Source organism: Deferribacter thermophilus (genome assembly GCF_049472675.1).
GTDB lineage: Bacteria > Chrysiogenota > Deferribacteres > Deferribacterales > Deferribacteraceae > Deferribacter > Deferribacter thermophilus.
The window spans coordinates 178643-201975 of the sequence record NZ_JAPNXM010000005.1 but is presented as its reverse complement, the minus strand read 5'-3'; the positions used below and the strand labels follow the sequence as shown (position 1 = coordinate 201975).

21 protein-coding genes and 1 pseudogene are annotated in these 23333 nt (G+C 30.5%); 12 read left to right on the top strand and 10 right to left on the bottom strand.

Annotation, left to right across the window (positions count from 1 at the left end):
* Positions 1 to 97 precede the first annotated feature (97 nt).
* The 4 genes from OWM07_RS06680 to OWM07_RS06665 form a co-directional block, all read right to left on the bottom strand.
* A complete protein-coding gene (locus OWM07_RS06680; protein WP_423302902.1) occupies positions 98 to 1258 on the bottom strand; it encodes a cysteine desulfurase family protein in 1161 nt (386 codons plus the stop codon).
* A 1-nt stretch (position 1259) separates the two neighbouring features.
* On the bottom strand, positions 1260 to 1682 hold the full coding sequence (locus OWM07_RS06675; RefSeq protein WP_423302901.1) for an RrF2 family transcriptional regulator: 423 nt from the start codon (positions 1680 to 1682) through the stop codon (positions 1260 to 1262).
* Positions 1660 to 2331 (bottom strand): serine O-acetyltransferase, encoded by a 672-nt coding sequence (gene cysE / locus OWM07_RS06670; protein ID WP_423302900.1) that lies wholly within the window; start codon positions 2329 to 2331, stop codon positions 1660 to 1662. Before cysE ends, OWM07_RS06675 begins: the two co-directional genes overlap by 23 nt.
* Positions 2332 to 2416: 85 nt before the next feature.
* Entirely contained in the window at positions 2417 to 2587 is a 171-nt protein-coding gene (locus tag OWM07_RS06665) for a 4Fe-4S binding protein (protein WP_423302899.1), read from the bottom strand.
* A 147-nt stretch (positions 2588 to 2734) separates the two neighbouring features.
* Between OWM07_RS06665 and OWM07_RS06660 the strand changes: the two genes are divergently transcribed.
* From OWM07_RS06660 to OWM07_RS06630, 7 genes are all read left to right on the top strand, one after another.
* Positions 2735 to 3079, top strand: coding sequence for a hypothetical protein (locus tag OWM07_RS06660; RefSeq protein ID WP_423302898.1), 345 nt, complete (start codon positions 2735 to 2737; stop codon positions 3077 to 3079).
* Positions 3079 to 3618: an NUDIX hydrolase gene (locus OWM07_RS06655; protein ID WP_423302897.1), complete on the top strand. Its 540-nt coding sequence runs from the start codon at positions 3079 to 3081 to the stop codon at positions 3616 to 3618. Before OWM07_RS06660 ends, OWM07_RS06655 begins: the two co-directional genes overlap by 1 nt.
* A 75-nt stretch (positions 3619 to 3693) precedes the next feature.
* Positions 3694 to 6249: a DNA mismatch repair protein MutS gene (mutS, locus tag OWM07_RS06650; RefSeq protein ID WP_423302896.1), complete on the top strand. Its 2556-nt coding sequence runs from the start codon at positions 3694 to 3696 to the stop codon at positions 6247 to 6249.
* Positions 6242 to 6757: a hypothetical protein gene (locus OWM07_RS06645; protein ID WP_423302895.1), complete on the top strand. Its 516-nt coding sequence runs from the start codon at positions 6242 to 6244 to the stop codon at positions 6755 to 6757. Before mutS ends, OWM07_RS06645 begins: the two co-directional genes overlap by 8 nt.
* Positions 6754 to 7425 (top strand): TrmH family RNA methyltransferase, encoded by a 672-nt coding sequence (locus OWM07_RS06640; RefSeq protein WP_423302894.1) that lies wholly within the window; start codon positions 6754 to 6756, stop codon positions 7423 to 7425. Before OWM07_RS06645 ends, OWM07_RS06640 begins: the two co-directional genes overlap by 4 nt.
* A gap of 3 nt (positions 7426 to 7428) precedes the next feature.
* Positions 7429 to 9180, top strand: coding sequence for a hypothetical protein (locus OWM07_RS06635; protein WP_423302893.1), 1752 nt, complete (start codon positions 7429 to 7431; stop codon positions 9178 to 9180).
* Positions 9173 to 10150 carry an ADP-ribosylglycohydrolase family protein gene (locus tag OWM07_RS06630; RefSeq protein ID WP_423302892.1) on the top strand — a complete coding sequence of 326 codons (978 nt, stop codon included), beginning with the start codon at positions 9173 to 9175 and terminating at the stop codon, positions 10148 to 10150. The genes OWM07_RS06635 and OWM07_RS06630 overlap by 8 nt, the downstream gene beginning before the upstream one ends.
* Here OWM07_RS06630 and OWM07_RS06625 read toward each other — a convergent pair.
* From OWM07_RS06625 to ilvA, 6 genes and pseudogenes are all read right to left on the bottom strand, one after another.
* Entirely contained in the window at positions 10124 to 10879 is a 756-nt protein-coding gene (locus OWM07_RS06625) for an ABC transporter permease (protein ID WP_423302891.1), read from the bottom strand. The two genes, OWM07_RS06630 and OWM07_RS06625, sit on opposite strands and share 27 nt — an antisense overlap.
* Positions 10869 to 11585, bottom strand: a pseudogene (locus OWM07_RS06620) (ATP-binding cassette domain-containing protein); the annotation flags it as partial. The gene OWM07_RS06625 and the pseudogene OWM07_RS06620, both read right to left, overlap by 11 nt.
* A 50-nt stretch (positions 11586 to 11635) precedes the next feature.
* Complete coding sequence (locus tag OWM07_RS06615; protein ID WP_423302890.1) at positions 11636 to 11911, bottom strand: ATP-binding cassette domain-containing protein; 276 nt, start codon at positions 11909 to 11911, stop codon at positions 11636 to 11638.
* A 3-nt stretch (positions 11912 to 11914) separates the two neighbouring features.
* The gene (wtpA, locus tag OWM07_RS06610) at positions 11915 to 12877 is read right to left on the bottom strand and encodes a tungstate ABC transporter substrate-binding protein WtpA (protein WP_423302889.1); all 963 of its coding nucleotides are present in this window, start codon (positions 12875 to 12877) and stop codon (positions 11915 to 11917) included.
* Between the two features lie 9 nt (positions 12878 to 12886).
* Complete coding sequence (gene dnaA, locus OWM07_RS06605) at positions 12887 to 14218, bottom strand: chromosomal replication initiator protein DnaA (RefSeq protein ID WP_423302888.1); 1332 nt, start codon at positions 14216 to 14218, stop codon at positions 12887 to 12889.
* Complete coding sequence (gene ilvA, locus OWM07_RS06600; protein ID WP_423302887.1) at positions 14211 to 15410, bottom strand: threonine ammonia-lyase; 1200 nt, start codon at positions 15408 to 15410, stop codon at positions 14211 to 14213. The genes dnaA and ilvA overlap by 8 nt, the downstream gene beginning before the upstream one ends.
* Positions 15411 to 15469: 59 nt before the next feature.
* Between ilvA and OWM07_RS06595 the strand changes: the two genes are divergently transcribed.
* From OWM07_RS06595 to gyrA, 5 genes are all read left to right on the top strand, one after another.
* Complete coding sequence (locus OWM07_RS06595; RefSeq protein ID WP_423302886.1) at positions 15470 to 16219, top strand: SDR family oxidoreductase; 750 nt, start codon at positions 15470 to 15472, stop codon at positions 16217 to 16219.
* Between the two features lie 220 nt (positions 16220 to 16439).
* The gene (gene dnaN / locus OWM07_RS06590) at positions 16440 to 17549 is read left to right on the top strand and encodes a DNA polymerase III subunit beta (RefSeq protein ID WP_423302885.1); all 1110 of its coding nucleotides are present in this window, start codon (positions 16440 to 16442) and stop codon (positions 17547 to 17549) included.
* A complete protein-coding gene (locus OWM07_RS06585; protein WP_423302884.1) occupies positions 17549 to 18553 on the top strand; it encodes an AAA family ATPase in 1005 nt (334 codons plus the stop codon). Before dnaN ends, OWM07_RS06585 begins: the two co-directional genes overlap by 1 nt.
* Complete coding sequence (gene gyrB, locus OWM07_RS06580) at positions 18546 to 20915, top strand: DNA topoisomerase (ATP-hydrolyzing) subunit B (RefSeq protein WP_423302883.1); 2370 nt, start codon at positions 18546 to 18548, stop codon at positions 20913 to 20915. The genes OWM07_RS06585 and gyrB overlap by 8 nt, the downstream gene beginning before the upstream one ends.
* 9 nt (positions 20916 to 20924) lie before the next feature.
* Complete coding sequence (gyrA, locus tag OWM07_RS06575; RefSeq protein ID WP_423302882.1) at positions 20925 to 23333, top strand: DNA gyrase subunit A; 2409 nt, start codon at positions 20925 to 20927, stop codon at positions 23331 to 23333.

Here is a 23333-nt window from a genome sequence, read left to right as displayed (position 1 = left end):
AAAATTGAGTAGAAAATTGAGCAAAATTTAAGAAAAATGATGAAAATTGAAAAACATAGAAATTATGCAATAGCCTTTTTTATAAATAATATCAAAATTATTTCTTGTTGTAAAGTGGTGACATCATCCTTAACTTTTCAACACTCCCTTTAATAATTTCAACAGCTTTATCGACCTCTTCCATAGTATTAAATCTTCCAAAACTAAATCTCAATGCACCATGAGCATCAACGGGATCAACACCTATTGCATACAACACATGAGAAGCATCCACACTATCTGATGTGCAAGCACTACCTGTAGAGCAACACACCTCACTAGCATAAACCATTAAAGCTTCACCCTCGATGTATTTAAAACTAATATTAGATATACTACAAACCCTTTTATCTTTATCCCCATTAAGTATGGTATCAGGGATTTCATTTAAAATCCTATTTTCAAATCTATCTCTCATCTCTTTTATCTTTTTTATATCTTTTTCTAATTCGTTATCTATAATTTCACAAGCCTTTGCCAAACCGATTATGTAAGGTACATTTTCAGTACCAGCTCTGAGTCCAAATTCATGATGACCACCATGAATTAGAGGTGTTAAATAATCCTTTATTCTTTCATCCACATACAAAACACCGATCCCTTTAGGTGCATATATTTTGTGCCCAGAGAATGTTAATAGATGAACGCCAAGTTTGTTCACATCAACTTCCATCTTGCCCATAGCCTGAACAGCATCCGTATGAACAATAATATCATATTCTCTAGCAATCTTTGATATCTCCTCTAAAGGTTGAATTGTCCCTATCTCATTATTTGCAAGCATAACAGAAATCAATATTGTCTCTTTTTTAATTGCCTTTTTTAATTCATCCAAATCTACTATACCATTTCTATCCACAGGAAGATATGTTACTTCAAACCCTTCTTTTTCCAGAAATTTGCATGTTTCCAAGACAGCCTTGTGTTCTATTTTAGAAGTAATAATATGATTTCCCTTATGCTTGAGACCATAAGCTACACCCTTTATTGCTAAATTATCAGATTCTGAACCACTTGCTGTAAAAATAATCTCTTGTGGTTCAGCTTTTATACTTTTTGCAATGGTCTCTCTTGCCTTTTCAACATCCTCTTTAACTTCCCTCCCAAGAACATGTATGCTGGATGGATTAGCAAACTTTTCCTTAAAATATGGTTGCATAGCTTCGACAACCCTTGGATCCACTGGAGTAGTAGCACTATTATCAAAATATATATACATCTTATACCCCCATTAAATTCTTTTTCTTATGTACTAAGTCATAAAATGTGATTTTAGAAAGATAATTTTCAATAATATTTTTTAGCTCAAACCATATCCAATTTATGCTGCAAGATTCAGCTCTTTCACAACCCTCATCATCTATACAATCTACAGGTTTTATGTTACCATCCATAACTTCAACAACATCTAATAATGTGACTTCGTTTAAAGGCTTATTAAATACATAGCCACCATAAACTCCTCTAATTGAATTTACTATTCCTGCTTTTATAAGGTTTGAAAATAATCTTTCAAGATATTTCATAGAAATAGATTCCATCTCAGAAATCTTTTTCAACGATACTGGATTTTTATCTCCACCAGCAATGGCTAAAGCATATAAGGCTCTTATTGCATATCTACTTCTCGTTGTTACTCTCATATTCTTCTACCTTCTTTCTAAGGCTTTTTACTTCTTTTTCTAATTCTACTACCCTGTCCACTATACAGTTTATAGCATTTGCCACAGGATCTGGCAGCTGATTATGATCAAAATCGAGTACTTTAGGTTCTTTTTTAGTTACAACCCTTCCTGGTATCCCTACAACTGTGGAGTTAGGTGGCACCTCTTTTACTACAACTGAGTTAGAACCAATTTTAGAGTTATCACCGACCTTAAATGGTCCAAGTATTTTAGCTCCTGAACCGATTATAACATTATTACCAATAGTAGGGTGTCTTTTCCCTTTATTCAAACTAACACCACCTAATGTTACCTGATGATATATTGTTACATTATCCCCAATCTCTGCAGTTTCACCAATCACTACCCCCATACCATGGTCTATAAAAAACCTTTTACCAATCTTTGCACCTGGATGAATCTCTATCCCTGTTAAAAACCTTGAAATGTGTGAAACAAACCTGCCAAGAAAATAAAGTTTATGAGTCCACAACCAATGAGCAATTCGATGAAAAATATTGGCATGAAAACCTGGATAACAAAAAATTATTTCCCAAACACTTCTTGCTGCTGGATCTTTTTCAAAAATATTCTCTATTTCCTCTTTAAACCATCTGATTATACCCATATACTCTACCCTGGAAGTAGTATTTTATCTGAAAAAATAAGGGGTTCTTTTATAGAACCCCTTATTTAGCCAGATAAATTAACTCTTAAGGAGCTTCAATTGCATCAACAGGGCAAACTTCAACACAAGCACCGCAATCTGTACAAGTGTCAGGATCGATTACCCTTTTACCATCACCTTCACTAATAGCGCCTACTGGGCATTCATCTTCACAAGCAGCACAGTTTGTGCACTCATCAGTTATAAAATGTGCCATATCCGCACCTCCTTAAAGTCTATATCTTTAAATAATAACCATTGTTAATAAAGTCAACAACTTTTCTAATAAATTTGAAATAAACTTGATATTGATTTTTTAAGCAAAATATATATTCTTAACTCACAAAAAGAACAGGAGGAAAAAATGGCTTATGAAATAAAGATGGTAAAGTTAGTTAGTGGAGATACTGTTATTGGCAACTTTGATGAAGAAAATGGGATATTAAAGGATATTGCTGCCATTCAAACTATTCCAGTAGGTGGTTCTGGTGTCCAAATAGCGCTCCTTCCATTTGGATTCCCTTTTGAAGACGAAATAGGTGGTGAAATTTCTTCAGATAAAATACTTTATGAATACAAAAAAATACCTGAAGAACTGAAAAATAAATATTTAGAGGCTAAAAGTAACATAAAAATTACTTCAAACCTTGATGGTATCACACCTCCCACAAATAGGAACAACCCTGGTGGCAGCGGACTTATTCTATAATGAATAAACACTGGCAACTGCTTAAAATCGAGCAAAAATATCAAGACCATGTCCTTGGTATAGAGCATAAGCATTTCAAATTTTTAAAAAATGGGGAGCAATCCCCTTTCTGCTCTATAAAAACGAAAAACTGGGTAGTAATAGTTCCTCAAACTGATGATGGAAAATTTATACTTGTAAAACAGTTTAGATTTGCAATCGAGGATACCACCATAGAGTTTCCTGGTGGAGCGATAGATTATAATGAAGAACCACTTAAAGCTGCAAAAAGGGAACTACAAGAAGAGACAGGATTTATTTCTGATAACTTCATAGACTTGGGATATCTACACCCAAATCCAGCTATATTATCAAACAAATGCTATATTTTTGCTGCTTTAAATTGTAAAAACACACAAAAAACCAATTTCGATAAATTTGAAGATATTGAAATAGAGCTGTGGGATAAAGACCAATTAGAATCAGCCATATTGAAAAATGAGATTACACACTCCATAGTTGTCGCTGCTTACACAAAATTTTTACTTTATAACAAATAACTCTTTTTATTGAAACTATTTCTCAATCATGTATATATTTAATAAATTACAAGCTTGGGAGAAAATCCGCTAATTATGGTATCAAAAGAAGCAAAATTAACCCCCATGATGAAACAATATTATGAGGTAAAAGAGAAATACCCTGACTGTATAATTTTCTTTAGAATGGGGGATTTTTATGAGATGTTTGATGATGATGCCATTGAAGCATCAAAAATACTTGGTATTGCACTCACATCAAGAAATAAAAATGATGATAACCCTATCCCCATGTGTGGCGTGCCATACCACTCTTATCAGACCTATCTTGACAAACTCATATCTGCTGGGAAAAAAGTAGCAATCTGCGAACAGCTTGAAGACCCTGCCACAGCTAAAGGTATTGTAAAAAGGGGGGTTATTAGAGTCGTTACACCTGCAACAGTAATAGAAGAAGAGTCCATAAAAAGTGCTGATTTTAACTTTCTTTTGTCTTTTTACTGTGCAAACAATACATATTTTATAGCACTAATTGATACTTCTACAGGAGACCTTTTCATTTCTGAAACAAAAAACATTTTTTCAGCAATTGATAAATGGGATCCAAAAGAGATTATAGGAAATAAAGACTTGAATATAAAAAATGTAAATTTTCAGCTTTTAAACTACTCCACTTTTGAAAAAACTGTTGAAATGACGATTTTTGACCATTTCAAAATACAAAGCTTTACTTCCATTGGTATTGACAATACAAATAACGCTATACCGATCTATTTTGCATTAAAGTATCTTGACTCAATTCTACTTGATGTCACCTTAAAAAAACCTGTTTATCTTAACCTAAACGATGAGTTGTATTTGGATTCAATAGCTGTAAATACGCTTGAATTAGTAAAAAATCAAAGAGATGGCTCAACTAAAAACACACTTTTTCAAGTTTTAAACTTTTGTAAAACAGCTCTTGGAGAAAGATTATTAAAATTTACACTATTAAGACCTTTGCGTGATTTAAACAAAATCAAATACAGACAAAATGTCGTCGAAGCATTTATCTTTGATCAAGAGTTAAAAAACAACATTCAAAATCTTTTGAAAAATGTATATGATATTGAAAGAATTGCATCTAGACTTTCTGCAAAAAGAGCAAATGCAAGAGATCTTGTCTGGTTAAAAAATTCCATAAAGGTACTACCAGAAATAAAATCCCATCTTATAAATTCCAACGATCCTATTTTGAAAGAGTTTGGTGAACAGTTTGATAATTTAGAAGATATTTATGAATTAATTGATAAAGCTATTGTAGATGACCCACCTTTGCAAATAACGGCTGGAGGTCTCATTAAAACCGGTTTTAATAACTATATAGATGAACTCAAAAAAGTAAAAGATGATAGCACAACACTGTTAGCAAGAATAGAGCAAAAAGAGCGTGAAAAGACTGGGATTACAAATTTAAAGGTCAAATACAACAAAGTATTTGGATACTATATTGAAGTATCAAAATCAAATTTGTCAAAAGTACCAGATTATTTCATCAGGAAACAAACCCTCGTAAATGCAGAAAGATTCATAACTGATGAGCTAAAAGAACTCGAAGTAAAAATTTTAGAAGCGGAATCGAAGCTCACAGAACTAGAATATCAACAATTTTTCGAAATAAGAGAAAAAGTTGAAAAAGAGATAGAAAGAGTTAGAAATCAGGCTAATAAGATTGCTCTACTTGATATGTTATTATCCTTTGCAGAAGCTGCTATAAGATACGAATACACCAAACCACATATCAATGATAGCAATGAAATAAAAATCATAGAAGGAAGACACCCTGTAATTGAGCAAACAATGAATGAACCATTTGTGCCAAATGACATATTTATAAATACTGAAAAGGATAGATTACTTATTATTACTGGCCCAAATATGGCTGGTAAAAGTACATATCTACGTATGACAGCTCTAATTACAATACTTGCACACACAGGATCTTTTGTCCCAGCAAAAGAAGCTAATATAGGGTTAGTGGATAGAATATTTACTAGGATTGGTGCTAGCGATAACCTTGCAAAAGGGGAATCCACTTTTATGGTGGAAATGGTGGAAACCGCAAATATTTTAAACAATGCCACCGAAAAGTCACTTATAATATTGGATGAAATAGGTAGAGGGACATCTACTTATGACGGTCTATCAATTGCCTGGGCTGTAGCTGAATACATATCAAAATATATAAAAGCAAAAACACTTTTTGCCACACACTATCACGAGCTCACAGATATTGCTTTAACCACATACGGTGTAAAAAATTACACAATTGAGGTTAGAGAGTGGAATGATGAAGTTATTTTTCTTAGAAAAATAATTCATGGCTCTGCTGATAGAAGCTACGGAATCCATGTAGCAAAATTAGCTGGCCTTCCAGAAGAGGTTATAAATCGAGCAAATGAAATATTAACTACACTGGAAAAAAATGAATTTTCTATAGATGGTTCCCCAAAACTTGCCAAAAAAAGTGAAGTGGTTATCAGGGAACCTGTGCTAATATTTGAAGAACATCCTGTTATTGAAGAAATACGAAATATAGATATCAATAATATGACACCACTTGAAGCATTAAATATACTTGCTAAATTAAAAGGGATGCTAGAAGATGAATAAATATGCGGTATTGAAATATCTGTTTTTGCACCCTTTATTTTTAGCAAATTTTATAATAGCATATTTACCAGAATGGTTATTTTTTATTCTATATTTAAAAAATGAAATAAATTTAAAACAACTAATTTTTCTAATTTTAGTTAGAATTTTTGCAAAAAGTTATATCGAATCAAAACCTCTATCAAAAAATGCTACAATAGAATTTTTCAAAAAAGTTCTTTCATCATTTTTTTCGGCTGTTTTTTCATTGTTAGCTCTGTTAATGATTTTTACTCTTGCAATACTTGCAAAATACAAACTTATGATTTTAACAATAATTATTTTTATAACCTTTACACTGCTAAAAAGTGAAATCAGTATTTCTCAAGGATTAAAAATTATTTTAATAAATCTTGTATGGATACTACCTTTATTAAATCCAAACGGAATAGTTTTAACCCTCTCAGTTTTAATATTTTTTACAGTCTCAGTTATACATTATTCTAAAAAGATGGAGATAGCTATATGATAATTTATGGAAAAAACCCGGTAAAAGAAGCTTTAAAAAGTAAAAAGGTTAGAAAGGTCTTTTTCAGAGAACAGAAAATATTTGATGTAGGCAATACCCCTTTTGAAATATTAAACAAATCAGAATTTGATAAAAAGTTTTCAAAACATGCTCAATCGGTGGCTGCTGAAGTTGATTTTAGGTATTACGATTTTGATGAGGTTTATGAAGATATTGTATTAGAAGAAAATATAGCAGTTCTTGATAAAATTCAGGATCCACAAAATTTTGGGGCAATTGTTAGAGCAGGGCACTGCTTTGGTATCAACTATTTCATAATACCAAAACATGGTAGCTCTTCTGTAACCCCTGCTGTTTTTAAGGCTAGCGCAGGAAGTATTATTTATTCAAAAATTGTAAAAGTGACAAATATTGCAAAAACACTTGATAAGCTCCTTGATGCTGGTTTTTTCATTACAGCAGCTGATATAAATGGGAAAAAAGAGCTCTCAGAAATCAAAACAACCAAGAGAAACTGCATTATCTTAGGCTCAGAAGGTGAAGGGATTAGACCAAATGTTTTAAAAAGAGCACACATAACTTTTAAAATAGAAATGACAGGGAAAATAGACTCATTAAATGTTTCACAATCAGCTGCAATCACTTTTTATCACTTTTTTAAAGGGTAAAATATGGCAATCAAAGAAGCTTTAATCAGAAACGGATTTTATGAAGCTGAAAAAGAAAGTAATGAATATTTTTATATAAAAAATAGCTATGATGATAACTTTGGTTACATCTCTGTTTATAACAAAAATTTTTTCACCGTTTTAATAAAAGGCACATTCAAAAACTTTATTTTAAAGGTTAAAAACAGTGATACCCTTGATAAGAATGCATATATGAAAATAGCTGAGGCTATAACTTCCTTTGAACGCGAAATAGATGAACACTTAGAAATAAAGGTATTTTTTGAAGACAACAAACTATATTTATTAGATTTTAAAGCATTACCAAAACCTAAATACCTTTTTGATAGAAGGGAAAACACATCTTTTACCCCTTTAACAAATGTGGAATATTCCCTTTTCCATGATGGTTTGATTAAAGGGAAAACCTTGTACCTTAACGGTTTTTTTAATAATATTTTCCCAGAAACTTTATCCCCTTTTTCTGCAAGTCTTTTTAAAATTTTTGAAGAAGTTTTAAACCCATTTTTCGCTGAAAATGACATAAAAACGCTATCACCATCCATAAAGCATATTTTTAATAAACCATATATCAACCTGGATGCTATTAATCTTGCCTATTTTACACTAAAAAGTAATGAACACTTCTTCCTTTTAAATTTTGCTCCACACCTTTATCTAAAGCTTAAAAAAGTAAAATTTAAAGATGTGGATTTAGACATCTTAAGAGAAAAGTCTATCGAAGAATTTTTTAAGGATACTGATGAAAATATTAATAAACTCACTTATGAAAACCTACTTGAAAATTTATTTTTTATCGCTGCCAATATGTTTGCAGTTTTTGCTGTATTTTTCTTCAAATTCACAAACCATTTTTTACAGATTTATAACAAAGTAGAAAATTTAGAGGTTGCGCTAAAATTGATATATCTTACAAGAAACAACTCCCTTCTAAAAAAAGAATTAGAGTTATATCCATTTTTTGACTTTAATATACCCAAAATAAAAGTTTTGCCATTTAAATACGATATAGAAGAAATAGAGGTTTTAATAAAAAACATACTGCCAAAAAGTAAATATATTCTTGGCAAAAATAAAATTATTAAAAACATCAAAGAAATACATAATCTTTTGGAAATAAGAGATAAGATGATAATAAAGGCAAATGAAGTATTTGACAAAATAAAATCTATTATTAACGAAAAAATAGATGAGCTTTGCTCAGAAAATAAACTAAGGGAAAATCTCGATATTCGATTTTTTGATATAAACAGTTTAAATGATTTAATAAATGATAATTACTTTGCAAATTATATCTTTAATTACACATTTAAAAAATGGCAATATGAACGGTTTTCTTTACAAATTACCCCAACAGAAATCTTCGAAGAAGATATACCAGAAACTCAAAAAATCATATCAAACTTCTTTGAAAAAAATAGGGATAAACAAGAATTTAAACCACTAATATTTTTTGAAAAAGAGAGAAAAGGGGATTTAACACACATAAACAGTTTAGAAAAAGATGAAAAAGGGGGATTTTGTTATTCAAAAGGTGTATCCTTACCTATGCTAAAAAATATAAATGATTATGACTGCGTAATCGTTGAATCTGCACCACTTTTTTCATATCTTATAGAATACGCCACAATTTTTGATAAAACTGTTATTACAGGACTAAAGAATATACCATTAATTTTAAAAGGGAAAAAATTGCATCTAAAAAATGGTATATTAAGGGTTTTAAATGAGTAATTTCAAAGAGCATTGTGATAAAGTATCTGATTGCATGCAAAAAATAGAAACTCAGTCTGTCTTTAACGAGCTTGAAAAAACAAAAAAAGACAAAATTGCTGGGATGATAGCAGGAAATATAATTGGGGATATGCTTGGAATTACGCAAGAAGGGTGTTTTCCTACTATAAAACCATATCCTCCAATAAAATTAGAGGGGGAATATCAAAAAAATATCATAGGTGGTGGTCATCTAAATTTAAATGCTGGTGACTGGAGTGATGACACATCTATGCTAATAGCTCTTGCCACATCCTTAGATGAAAAAGGGGTTGTGGATGAAAACAGTGAAAGGGAGCATTATCTCAAATGGTTTTATACTGGTGAATATTCTTCTACAAATAAAGCGATCGGGATAGGTAAAACCACTTATAAAGCGTTAAAAACGGGAAAACCTCAAAAAGATAGATTATCAAACGGCAATGGTGCTTTAATGCGCTCAAGTATCATTTCAGCTTATTATCTTGATAAAACTGATAAAGAGTTAATAGAAGATTCAGCAAAGTCTGCTTCTGTAACCCATGGACACCCAATAGCTTTATTTACAAACAGTATATACAACCTTTTATTAAAATATCTCATCTTAAATTACCCACTTGAAGAAGCTTTAGAAAAAGTAAAAAATACATTTTACGATATAATAGAAGATATAAACCCAATCTTTGAAAAACCAGATATTTACACAACAACCCCCTATTGCGTAACAACATTGCAAACTGCTATCTGGCTAAATATCGAATCAAAAGATTTTGAAGAAACTGTTTTAAAAGCAATAAATATTGGTGGGGATACTGATACAATCGGTGCAGTAACAGGAGCAATTGCAGGAGCAATTTACGGCTTTGAATCAATTTTAGAGAGGTTTAAAAAATACCTGTTTAAACCTCCACTTACAAAATACACATCAATTATGAAATTTTTTATTATTTAAATATCTAATAATCAAGAAAATCATAACAGACAATAAAATCATAGCTGCTGCAACAGGTGCAGAGTATTTAAGACCAAAATTATTAAATCTATCATAAATCAGTACAGGAGCCACCATTGGATGATAAGCAATAATTACAACAGCTCCAAACTCACCAAGCCCTCTTGCCCACATCATGAGCATACCATTGACAATATCCCTTCTTGCATTTGGTAAAACCACCCTCAAAAAGGCTGAAAACCAGCTTGCACCAAGAGTTCTGGCCACATATTCATACTTTACATCCACTTTTTTAAAACCTTCTTTTGCTCCATTTATGAGATATGGGGCTGATAAAAACATCATGGCAAACATAATCCCAATTTCACTATCAATCAGCTGTAGCTTTAAAAAACCACTATTAAAAGCTAGCAAAATAGCAATTCCAGCTGCAGTGTGTGGTATCATTGTGGGGAGATCTATTATTGCCTCTACAACTGATTTGCCAAAAAAGTTGTTTCTGGCAATCAAATATGCAAGTGGAACCCCAGTAAAAAATACAAATATCGTTGCATATAAAGATACCTTGAATGTTAGTAGGATAGAATCGATAACCTCTTTATCTTTCAAAGTTTGTAAAATATTTATAAGCCCATTTGAGTAAAAAAGTTTTAAAATGGGAAAGAGTAAGAAAAATATAATCAATCCACTTAAAAAAATAAATAAACCTTTACCAAAACTATTCTTCATCTAAATCTCTCAAAATTGAGATTTTTTTACTATCAAAACTCAACATTACTTTATTACCTAAATTTAACCATTTTTCATTATAAGAATTACCCTTTTTAATCATCACCACTATACCATCACAATCCACATAAATCTTTTTATGATCAACAAAATAAACAATATCTTTTATAAAGCCTTCTATTTTTATTTCATTATTACTGTTTTCATAATTGATATTTATCTCTGTTGGATCAATGGTAAAGAATGATTTGCTTTTTTCTCCAATCAAACTTAGCGGCAAGATATTTTTAAACCCTAAAAACTTTGCTGTTTCTATATGCTTTGGTCTATTTAAGACAGTTTTTACATCACCTGTTTCAATAAGTTTACCATTTTTAACTATAGCTATTCTCTTTGCAAGGTAGGCTGCCTCTCTAAAATTGTGTGTAACATGTATGATTGTTATACCATATAGAGGGATAATCTTTTTTAAGTAATCCATTATTTCATAGCGAAATGTTGGATCTATAGCGCTTAAAGGTTCATCTAACAGTAAAATTTTAGGCTCTGACATCAAAGCCCTTGCCAAAGCTACTCTCTGCTTTTCCCCACCACTTAAGGTATTAATATTCTTGTTTAATAAGTTTTTTAATTTTAGAAAATTGACCAATTCTTCAAACCTGTTATCAGTTTTATTCTTTTTGTATTTTGTGGAAAATAAAATATTTTCCTTTACATTTAAGTTTGGAAAAAGTGCGTAATCCTGATAAACAAAGCCTACCCCTCTACATTTAAGTTTGGAAAAAGTGCGTAATCCTGATAAACAAAGCCTACCCCTCTTTTCTCAGGTGGTAAAAATGTAATATCTTTTTCATTATGAAAAATTTTTCCTGAAAGTGTTTTATGAAAACCTGCAATAGTTTCTAAAAGAGTAGTTTTGCCACTACCAGTTTCACCCAATAAAACAAAATATTCTTTATCACATATTTCTAAGTAGTTGATACATAAGCTAAAGCTATCTCTTTTTACTTTTAGATTTTCTATTTTAAGCATATTCTATTCATTTTGTAAAATTGATGAATCTCCCCTAATCACAGGTGGATCAATCACATTTTGGCCATTTTTCATGAAAATATCTTTCCCTTCTTTTGATAATAAAAACTTAATAAACAAAATAGCTCCCTTTTTATTAACAGGCAAAATATTATCATGCTCAACAATAGTAATACCATAAATCATGGGTTCCCCTTTCTTGAGAATAAAAGAACCAGGTTTTTTCCCTGTTATTTTAAAACTTACTTTGGAATAATATTCTTTAAACTTATTATCCCCCAATGAAATCTTTTTTGGAAGCTCTACATATTTTAAACCATGCTGTATTGCTACTGACTTGTAGATAAAAAGATAATCTATAACCCCAGCTTCCAATAAGCTTAATAAGTCAGTCTCTTTAGGCCTTACGATTATCTTTTGTTTATTCTCTTCTCCATTTTCATAAAAATTGCCATATCCAAAAAGATTATCAAAAAAATTATTTATATTATAAAACTTTTCCGCAAGTTTTACTACAAGCATAGTCCTGTAACCACATGGATCTAAATTTGGATTTGAATGCCCAACTTTTACATCTTCATTTAAAAGTATTTCTGGCCAATTAGTTGAATTAATAACATCGCTCTTTTTAGATTTTTCTGTATAAGCTATAGCCATCTCATTTGTAGCAAAATGAATATTAAATTTTGCATATTCAGGGATTAACAGGTTATCTATTACTTTATAGTCAGCACTTGCAACTATATCAGCTGGTTTGTGAAGTTCAGCCACTTTCCTAGCACAAAGCCTACTTCCTGCTGCTTCCCTTACAACATCATACTGAGGGTATTTTTCTTCAAACCTCTTTTCAAGTTCAGCAAAGGGTTTACTGAGACTTCCTGCATGGAAGATAATAATCTTTTCTTTAGCAAAAAGTGGTAAGCTCAAAAAGATAACAAAAAATAATATTTTGATAACAAATCTCATTTAAACCTCCTAATTATAAAGACTTTTTTCGAGAATTTTAATCGTTTCCTGTAACTCTTTATCTTTCTTTAACTTTTTCTCAATACTGTTTATGGAATGCAATACTGTTGAGTGATCCCTACCTCCAAAAATTTCACCAATTTCGCTTAATGAACAGTTGAGTTTTTCTCTCATTAAATACATCGCTATCTGTCTTGGATAGGCAATACTCTTTGTTCTTTTTTTAGACTTAAGCTCTGACAATTTCACATTAAAATATTCTGTAACTACTTTTAAAATAGTATCAAATGTAATTATCTTATCCTTTTTAATCAGAAACCTATCAAGAGTCTTTTTTGCAAGCTCAATAGTGATAGGCTCCCCATTGAAAGAAGAATAAGCCGATAACCTAATTAAAGCACCAATTAGCTCTCTAATATTATCACTTTTAAGATTTTCTGCTATAAATAGTGCCACCTTTTCATTTAAATCTATATTCATTAATTCTGCCCTTTTCATCAAAATGGCAGTTTTTTCTTCAACAGATGGTGGCTGAATATCAGCAATTAAGCCCCAAGCAAACCTCGTTGTCAGCCTTTCTTCCATCTCAGGGATTTCATCAGGAGTTTTATCAGAAGTTAAAATTATCTGCTTTTGAGAGTCATAAAGAGAATTAAAAGTATAAAAAAACTCCTCAGTACTTCTCTGTTTCCCAGCCAAAAATTGAACATCATCAAATAGTAAAACATCAACTTTTCTATATTTTTCTCTAAATTCATCCATCTTTTTAGATTTTAGTGCAGAAATCATCTCATTAGTAAAATTTTCACTTGATATATAAAGAACTTTTAATTTAGGAAACTTTTCAAGCAATCTATTCCCTACAGCATGCATCAAATGTGTTTTACCAAGACCAACACCACCATATATAAAAAGTGGATTATAAGTATGAAAATAACCATCTGCTACTGCCATACAAGCTGCATGAGCAAAATTGTTTGAGTTACCCACAACAAAATTATCAAAGGTATACTGTTTATTAAGATTAGTTGTATAAACATCAATAGTAACAGATGATGAGACAGATTGTGCTGTATGTTTCTTCTGCTTTGTTGCAGATTTTGTAATTACTTGTATGGTTTGTGCTTCTATTGATAATGTCTCATTGAATATCTTTTTTACCACATTTAAGTATTTTTCTTCAAACCAATTCTTATAAAGCCTATTTGGTGCAATTAATTGTATAAAATCCCCTCGTAATTCACCAATCTTAATAGGCTTTAGCCAAGTATTAACCTCTTGCTCAGAAATATGATTCTTTGCTTCTTTTAACACCTCTTCCCAAATCTTTTCACTACCCATTTATCTTTGCCTCAAATCCTTTCTTATTCAACTCTGATACTATCTCTTCTATGTGTTCAAACCCTTTAGTTTCAAGATCTAAAATAACTTTTGTATAGTTTACAGGTAAGTTTGCATCAAATCTGTGATGCTTGATATCAAGGATATTTGCCTGTAACTTAGCTACTACAGATGTAACTGTTGCCAGTGAACCTGGTACATCTTTTACATTAACAATTATCTGACAAAATCTACCTGTAGTTACCATCCCCTTATTTATAATTCTTGAAATAAGATTTACATCGATATTTCCACCAGAAATAACAACCGCAGTTTTCTTATTCTTTACCTCAATTTTATTTTGAAGGATTGCAGCAATACCTACAGCTCCAGCACCTTCTACAACTAATTTTGACTGCTCAATTAACTGTAAAATAGCGTAAGCAATTTCATCATCTGTAACAGTCAAAACATCATCCACATAATTTTCACAAAACTCAAATGTCTTATCACCCACTCGTTTGACAGCTATCCCTTCTGCAATAGTTGTTGAGGAAGTCAGTGTAACAACCCTTTTTCTCAAGTGTGAATAATACATGCCTGCTGCACTATCTGCTTGAATACCATAAACCTTTACTTCTGGTTTGACATACTTAAAATAAGAAGCGATACCTGATATTAATCCCCCACCACCAATTGGAACTAAAATCTGATCTATTTCTAGACCTTCCATATATATTTCATGAGCTATTGTACCTTGGCCTGCAATGACATCTAAATCGTCAAAAGGGTGAATGAGATACAAACCTTCATTTTCTGCTATTTCAACAGCTTTATTATAAGCTTCATCATAATTTTTCCCATGTAAAACAACTTTCGCACCATATTTTGATGTATTAACAACCTTTATTAAAGGAGTAATTTCAGGCATAACTATTGTTGCATTAATCCCTATTAATTTAGCGCCAAAAGCAACACCCTGAGCGTGATTACCAGCTGAAGCTGCTACAACACCATTTTTACATTTATCTTTATTCTTAAGCATACAATTTAAAGCGCCTCTTATCTTGAAAGATCCTGTTCTTTGGAGGTTTTCAAGTTTTAAATAAATATCCCCACCTTTTAATTCACTAAAAATATTTGAATAGTAAAGAGGGATATTCTTTATATAATTTTTTATTCTATCATAAGCGTTGATTATTTCTGTGTACATAATATATTTTTATACATGATGAGAAATAATAGTCAATTAAATTTGAGGAGAGAAATGTTATGAATAAAAAAGCATTAGTCACATCAGGTAGTAAAGGGCTTGGAAAAGCTGTGGTAGACAAACTTGTGGAAAATGGGATAAAAACTTTCTGGACAACATCTAAAGATTTAAAAAATAAAAATATTGATAACAATTTAAGTGTGCCGATAAAATGTGATATATTTAACAAAGAAGATGTTGAAAACTTGTTGAATATTATAAAAGATGAAAAATTTGATATTTTAGTTATCAATTCTCCTGGACCAAAGGCTGGATCAGTTTTTGAAATTACAGAAAACGACTGGAAATTACACTTTGATTCAATATTTTTACACCCTATTTTAATAATGGAAGAAGCTGCAAAACTTATGATTGAAAAGAAATTTGGTAGAATATTGGTTATTACTAGTGTATCAGTAAAAAAACCTATAGATAACTTAATTATTTCGAACTGTTTAAGAGCTGCAATAACAAGCTTTGTGAAGTCTCTATCCAAAAAAGTAGCACCATACAATATAACTGTTAATACTATTGCTCCTGGTTACACTCTAACTGAAAGGGTTGAATATCTAATTAAAGAAAAGATGAAATCAGAAAATAAATCTTATGATGAGGTTTATAAAAGCTTAGCCTCTCAAATACCAGCCAACAGAATAGCAGATACTGAAGAATTTGCCAATGCTGCATATTTTTTATTATCAGATGAAGCATCATACATTACAGGAACAACACTAGTGGTTGATGGAGGATTAACAGAGTATCCATTTTAATTAACAAATTAATGTTATTTAAATGTTTAAAACCAGTTTAAAAAAAAGATATTAGGATTTAATGTTTAAAAGCTCAATTTTTTAAACAAGTAAAATATAAATATAAACATTGTTATTTCAATATAACACACTTTAAAATATAAGAAATTTTTACTTGTAAACATTTCCAAATTACTGTATTACTATTATTACTAACTTAAGAACTTATAGGAGTAATATAATGAAATTCAAATGCGTTAAAAATTCCTTACAAGAACTCGTTCAGCATGCAAACAATTTTACCACATCAAAAAATATAAATACAATATTACAAAATTTATACTTAGAAACTGAAGACAACACACTAACAATCAAATCCACAAACTTACAAAATGCATTTACAGGTAAAACAAAAATAGAAGTCTTAGAAACAGGTACAACAACTGTTCCAGCAAAAAAACTACTAGAAATTTTAAAAGAACTACCAGATGGTAGTATAATTGACGCTGAGTTTACAGGTTCAAAGCTTGTATTAAAATCTGGGAAATCCTTATTTACCTTATCAACTATATCTCCAGAATATTTTCCTACAGTAAGTGAAATCGTTCCTGAATACTTCATAAGACTAAAATCTGATATTTTTAAATCATTGTTAGAAAAAATAAATTTTTGTATATCAAATGATCATTCAAAAATAGAATATACTGGTGGTCATTTAAAAGTATTTGGTAATAAAATAGAAATCTCAGCAGCAGACTTTCAAAAAATTGCAATAGCAGAATCAAACTTTGATGAAGAATTTTCAGATGAATTCACAATAAACATTCCAAAGAAAACAATATCTGAACTTATCAAACTATTAGATTACAGTGAATATGTTGAAATTGAAACAGACAAAAAGCAAGCATTATTTAAAATAAAAAATATCACAATATACACAAAACTTATTGATAAATATATTCAAAGTTTAGGTAAACTTTTTGATATCCAACCAAAAATAACAGCAACAATACATAGAGAAAGCTTTCTTAACTCAGTAAAAAGGGTTTCCACATTAACAAGTGATATTACTCATGCCGCAGTTTTTTCTTTCAACAATGGGAAATTAGATATTTACAGTTTAGAAACGGAATATGGACAAGGTTATGAATCTATAGAAGGGATTAATCATGAAGGTGAACCTATAGAAATAATTTTAAATACAAAACATGTAATTGAAGTGATTAACCACATCGACACAGAATACTTCACTATGAAAATGATTGGCAGAAAAAATCCAGTACTATTTTTTCCTCATGAAAACTGGTATAAGTATTTACTTACACCTATATCAATTGAACGACGAATTTAATGTTTATAGATGAAGTTAATATTGTAAATTTCAGAAATTTTGAAAAATTTAGGTTAAAATTTGATAAAAAAAACTACATAATCGGTTCAAACGGCTCGGGAAAAACTACAATAATAGAGTCAATTTATACCTCTTTTTATAGAAAGAGCTTTAGGACTCCAAAACCATCAGAATTAATAAGATTTAATTGTAAATCATTTACCGTAAAAACTCATATCCTAAAAGACAATTTGAATAATAATTTTTATTATCATTATTCAAATTCAAATAAGGTGCATCTACATAATGGAAAACGAATAAAAAACCTTTATGAAATAGCAACAAATTTTCCTATAATTATACACTCCCCTTATCATGAAGGACTAACCGACAAACTAAATAAAAACAAAATCTCATTGATTGACAAAACAATAATTATACTAGATAAAGAGTATAAAATAAAACTACAAAAATTTAATAAACTCCTCAAACACAAAAAAGCTTTATTAGAGAAAAATAACAGAAAACTTTTTAATACAATAAATGAGCTAATAATAGAATTATACGATAATATCTATACAAAAAGGTTAGATGTAATTAATACCATTAATAAAATGTTAAAAGAATTAACACCAATTAAAAACATAGAATTTAAATTGATAAAACCTGATATAGCAAAACTATTAAATATGGAAAATAGTAAAAAAAAACTTTTTCTAACACTACACTCACAAAAATTATACATAAGTAAAACCAATACGAATATTGAAAATTTCCTATCCTATGGTCAAAAAAAGGAGCTATCCATTTACTCTATTTACTGTTTACTCAAAGTTATTGAAGAAAATTTAAAAGATGATATAATACTTCTTTTAGATGATTTTGAAACAGGTTTGGATGAAAAGAAAGTTAAAACATTTTATGAAGTTTTTTCCAAAAATCAAATTATAATAACCGGAGTGGAAAGTAGATACTTAAACAATAGTGATATAAATATTATTTCGATAAGGGAGCAAAATGAGTAAAAACAGTTATAGTGAAGAAAGTATTAAGGTTTTAGAAGGTCTTCAGGCCGTAAGACAAAGGCCAGGGATGTATATAGGTTCAGTTGATCAAAGGGGGTTGCATCACCTCATATATGAAGTTGTTGACAATTCTATCGATGAAGCAACTGTAGGGTTTTGTAAAAATATAAAAATAACTATCCATATAGACAACAGTGTAACAATTGAAGATGATGGTAGAGGTATCCCTGTTGGTCTACATCCTACAGCCAAAAAGCCTACAGTAGAAGTTGTTATGACTACCTTACATGCTGGTGGTAAATTTGAAAAAGGTGCTTATTATGCTTCGGGAGGTCTTCACGGTGTAGGTGTATCGGTCGTTAATGCACTAAGTGAATACCTTGAAGTAACAGTTAAAAGGGATGGTGGAGTATTTTTTCAGCGATACGAAAAAGGTAAGCCAGTTACAAAACTTGAAAAGATAGGTAAAACTAATAAAACAGGAACTAAAATAAGATTTAAACCTGACGGAGAAATTTTTGAAGAATTAGATTTCTCTCACGATATCCTACAGAAAAGGTTTAGAGAATTAGCTTATTTAAATCCAGGTGTTAAAATTATTTTTATAGATGAAAGGGTTGACAAAACACAGGAATTTTATGCTGAAGGCGGTATTGTAAGTTATGTAAAATATTTAAATAAAACAAAGAATACACTTTTAAAAGAACCAGTTTTTATTACAGGTAAATATGAAGATGTTCTGGTGGAAATTGCCTTTACATACAACGATGGCTACAACGAACAGATTTTATCCTTTGTTAATAATATATTCACACACGAAGGTGGTACACATGAAGTAGGATTTAAAAACGCCTATACAAGGATTTTTAATACATTTATAACAAAAAATAACTTATTAAAACAAAAGGTAAATTTAACTGGAGACGATATAAGAGAAGGGATATCTGCTGTAATCTCTGTAAAATTACATGATCCTATTTTTGAAGGGCAGACAAAAGGTAAGTTGGGTTCAACCATAGCAAAAACAGCAGTTGAAAATGTACTTAATTCGCAACTACCAGATTTTTTTGAAAAAAATATAGATTATGCAAAAATAATATTAGATAAAGCACTTCAGGCATATAGAGCCAGAGAAGCTGCAAGAAAAGCTAAGGAATTAACCAGAAGAAAGAATGCTCTTGAGATATCTACTCTACCTGGTAAATTGGCTGATTGCCAAGAAAAAGACCCAGACAAGGCAGAACTTTTTATAGTTGAAGGGGATTCTGCAGGTGGTTCAGCTAAACAGTGCAGAGATAGGAGATTTCAAGCTATTCTGCCATTAAAAGGTAAGATTATAAATGTTGAGAAAGCTCGTTTTGATAAGATATTATCAAACGATGAAATCAAAGCTATGGTAACGGCATTAGGTACAGGTATTGGTCATAAAAATTTTGATATTAACAAGATTAGGTATAAAAAGATAATTATTATGACTGATGCTGATGTTGATGGTGCTCATATTACTACATTGTTATTGACATTTTTCTATCGATATATGAGAGAAGTTATAGAAAGGGGTTATCTTTATATAGCTAGACCACCTTTATATAAAGTAAAAAAAGGTAAAATGGAAAAATATATACATGATGAAAAAGAGATGGAAGATTTTATTTTTAGCAATATTATTGAAAATATAGAATTTGAAAATATACCAAAAAATTCCTATAAATCTATTTTAAAGGGGTTAAGAAGATATATCAGTATCAGGTCTAAATATTTGAAAAAGGGGTTTACAAGAGAATTAGTCAATTCACTTGCTTCTATTGAAAATTTAAACAAAGAAAGTTTTTCTGATAAGATTTTTATGGAAACCTTTTTTGAAGAATTAAAGGAAAAAGGGGTAATTAACCATTATAATAAGTTTTACATCGATTTTAATGATGAAACAGGTAATTATAAGGTTTTATTAGAAAAAGGGAGTGAGCAGATTGAGATAAATAGTGAGTTGGTGGATTCCCCTGAATTTAGAGAGTTGAGGAGGAATTATCTTAAAATAAAACCTCTTGGTAATAAACCTTTTAAAGTTAAAATAGATGGTGTTTTAAAATTATTTGAAACTTATGATGATTTAATGAACTCTTTGGAGGAGATAGGTTTAAAAGGGGTTTATGTCCAAAGGTATAAAGGTTTGGGGGAGATGAACCCTCAGCAATTGTGGGAAACTACAGTTGATCCAGAAAAGAGGGTTTTATATAAAGTGAAAATAGAAGATGCTGAGGCTGCTGATGAGCTGTTTTCTTTATTAATGGGTGATGTAGTAGCACCAAGAAGAGAGTTTATTGAAGAAAACGCTTTAAATGTTAAAAATCTTGATATCTAAGAGGTTCAGATGAAAGAAAAAGGGGTAATTGAAGTCAATATCGAAGAATCATTAAAGGAAAGTTATTTAGATTATGCAATGAGTGTAATTATAGGCAGGGCACTGCCAGATGTACGGGATGGTTTAAAACCTGTACATAGAAGGGTTTTATATGCAATGTATGAAATGGGTGTTTTGCATAATAAACCTTATAAAAAATCTGCAAGGATTGTGGGTGATGTTATAGGTAAATATCACCCTCATGGTGATTCTGCAGTTTATGATACTCTTGTTAGAATGGCTCAAGATTTTTCAATGAGATATCCATTGGTAGATGGTCAGGGAAATTTTGGTTCAGTTGATGGAGATTCTCCAGCTGCAATGAGATATACAGAAGTTAGGATGACTAAAATTGCTGAAGAGATGCTTGCAGATATTGATAAGGATACTGTGGATTTTAATCCTAATTATGATGGGTCTTTAAAAGAGCCAGCTGTTTTACCAACAAGAATACCTAATATGCTGATAAACGGAACTAGTGGTATTGCTGTGGGGATGGCTACTAATATACCTCCACATAACCTCACAGAAGTTATAAATGCTTTGGTGTATATGATTGATAATAAAGATTATAGAGATGATGATATTTTAAAATTTGTTAAAGGTCCTGATTTCCCCACATACGGTATAATTTATGGAAAGGATGAAATTTTAAAAGCCTATAAAACTGGCAAAGGGGTTATAAAGGTTAGAGCAAGAGTGAAGAAAGAAGTAACAACAACTGGCAAGGAATTGCTTGTTATTACAGAAATTCCGTACCAAGTGAATAAGGCAAACTTAATAGAAAAAATAGCTAATTTAGCCCGTGAAAAGAAGATAACAGGTATTGTTGATTTGAGGGATGAATCTGATAGGGATGGTATTAGAGTTGTTATTGAGGTTAAAAGGGGTGAAAATTCTGATGTAATAATAAATCAGCTTTATAAAAATACTCAAATGGAAATAGCTTATGGTATAAACTTAGTTGGTATAGTAAACAATAAGCCTAAAACTTTAACTTTAAGAGATTTATTGGAGCAGTTTTTAGATCATAGAAAAGTAGTAGTTATTAGAAGAACAAAGTTTTTATTGAAAAAAGCTGAAGACAGACTTCATATTTTAGAAGGTTTAATAAAAGCGGTTGAAAATATTGATGAAGTTGTTGCATTGATAAAATCATCACATAATGCAAATGAGGCCAAAGAGAAGTTAATGGAAAAATATGATTTAAGTGAAGCTCAAGCACAAGCAATTTTAGATATGAAATTACAGAGATTAACAGGGTTAGAGATTGAAAAGCTAAAGAAAGAATATCAGGAAACATTAAAAAATATAGAATTTTATAAATCAATATTAAACAATGAAAATGTTTTAATGGGTATTATAAAAGATGAGCTTATAGAAATCAGAGATAAGTATGGTGATGAAAGAAGAACAGAGATAGTTAGTAATGCAGAAGAAATAAATATAGAAGACTTAATACCTGATGATGAAGTGGTTGTTACTTTGTCTTATCAAGGTTTTATAAAAAGAACACCACTTACTAATTTTAGATCACAAAAACGGGGTGGTAAAGGTAAAGCTGGTGCTATTAGTTCTAAGGATGATTTTATTAAAGATTTAATTGTTACGACAAACCACTCCACTTTAATGTTTTTTACTAACAAAGGGAAAATACATTATTTAAAGGTTTATGAATTACCTGAGTTAGCAAGGGATGCAAAAGGGAAATATATTGCAAATCTCATTTCTTTAGATAGTGATGAAAAAGTTGCTGCAATGATTTCTACTAAGGAATTCGATAGAGAACATTTTGTTTTTATGTGTACAAAAGATGGCGTGGTAAAGAAGACCTCTTTGGATGCTTTCAGTAGTGGAAGAAGCGGGATAATTGCGATTAAATTAAGAGAGGGTGATGAAATAGTTGATGTTTCCTTGATATCTAAAAATGATTTAATTTTCATTTCTACAAAAAAGGGTAAATGTATTCAATTTAACAGTTCTGAAGTTAGAAATATGGGTAGGAATGCCACTGGAGTGAGAGGTATTACTTTAGATAAAGATGATAGTGTAGTTTCTATGGAAGCTGTAAAGGGTGATCCTTTAATACTAGCTGTTACAGCAAAAGGGTATGGAAAATTGACTTTAGTTACAGAGTATAGGGTTCAATCAAGAGGTGGTAAAGGTATAAAACTGTCAAAAGTTACTGAAAAAACAGGTGAAATTGTGGGAGCAAGGCAGGTAAAAATTGAAGATGATGTTATGCTTATTTCTAAATCATCTAAAGTAATAAGATTATCTGTTTCTGATATCCCTATTTTAGGTAGAGATACTCAAGGGGTAAGACTTATGGGTTTGAGTGATGAAATAGTATCATTTGATGTTATAAGAGAGGATTAG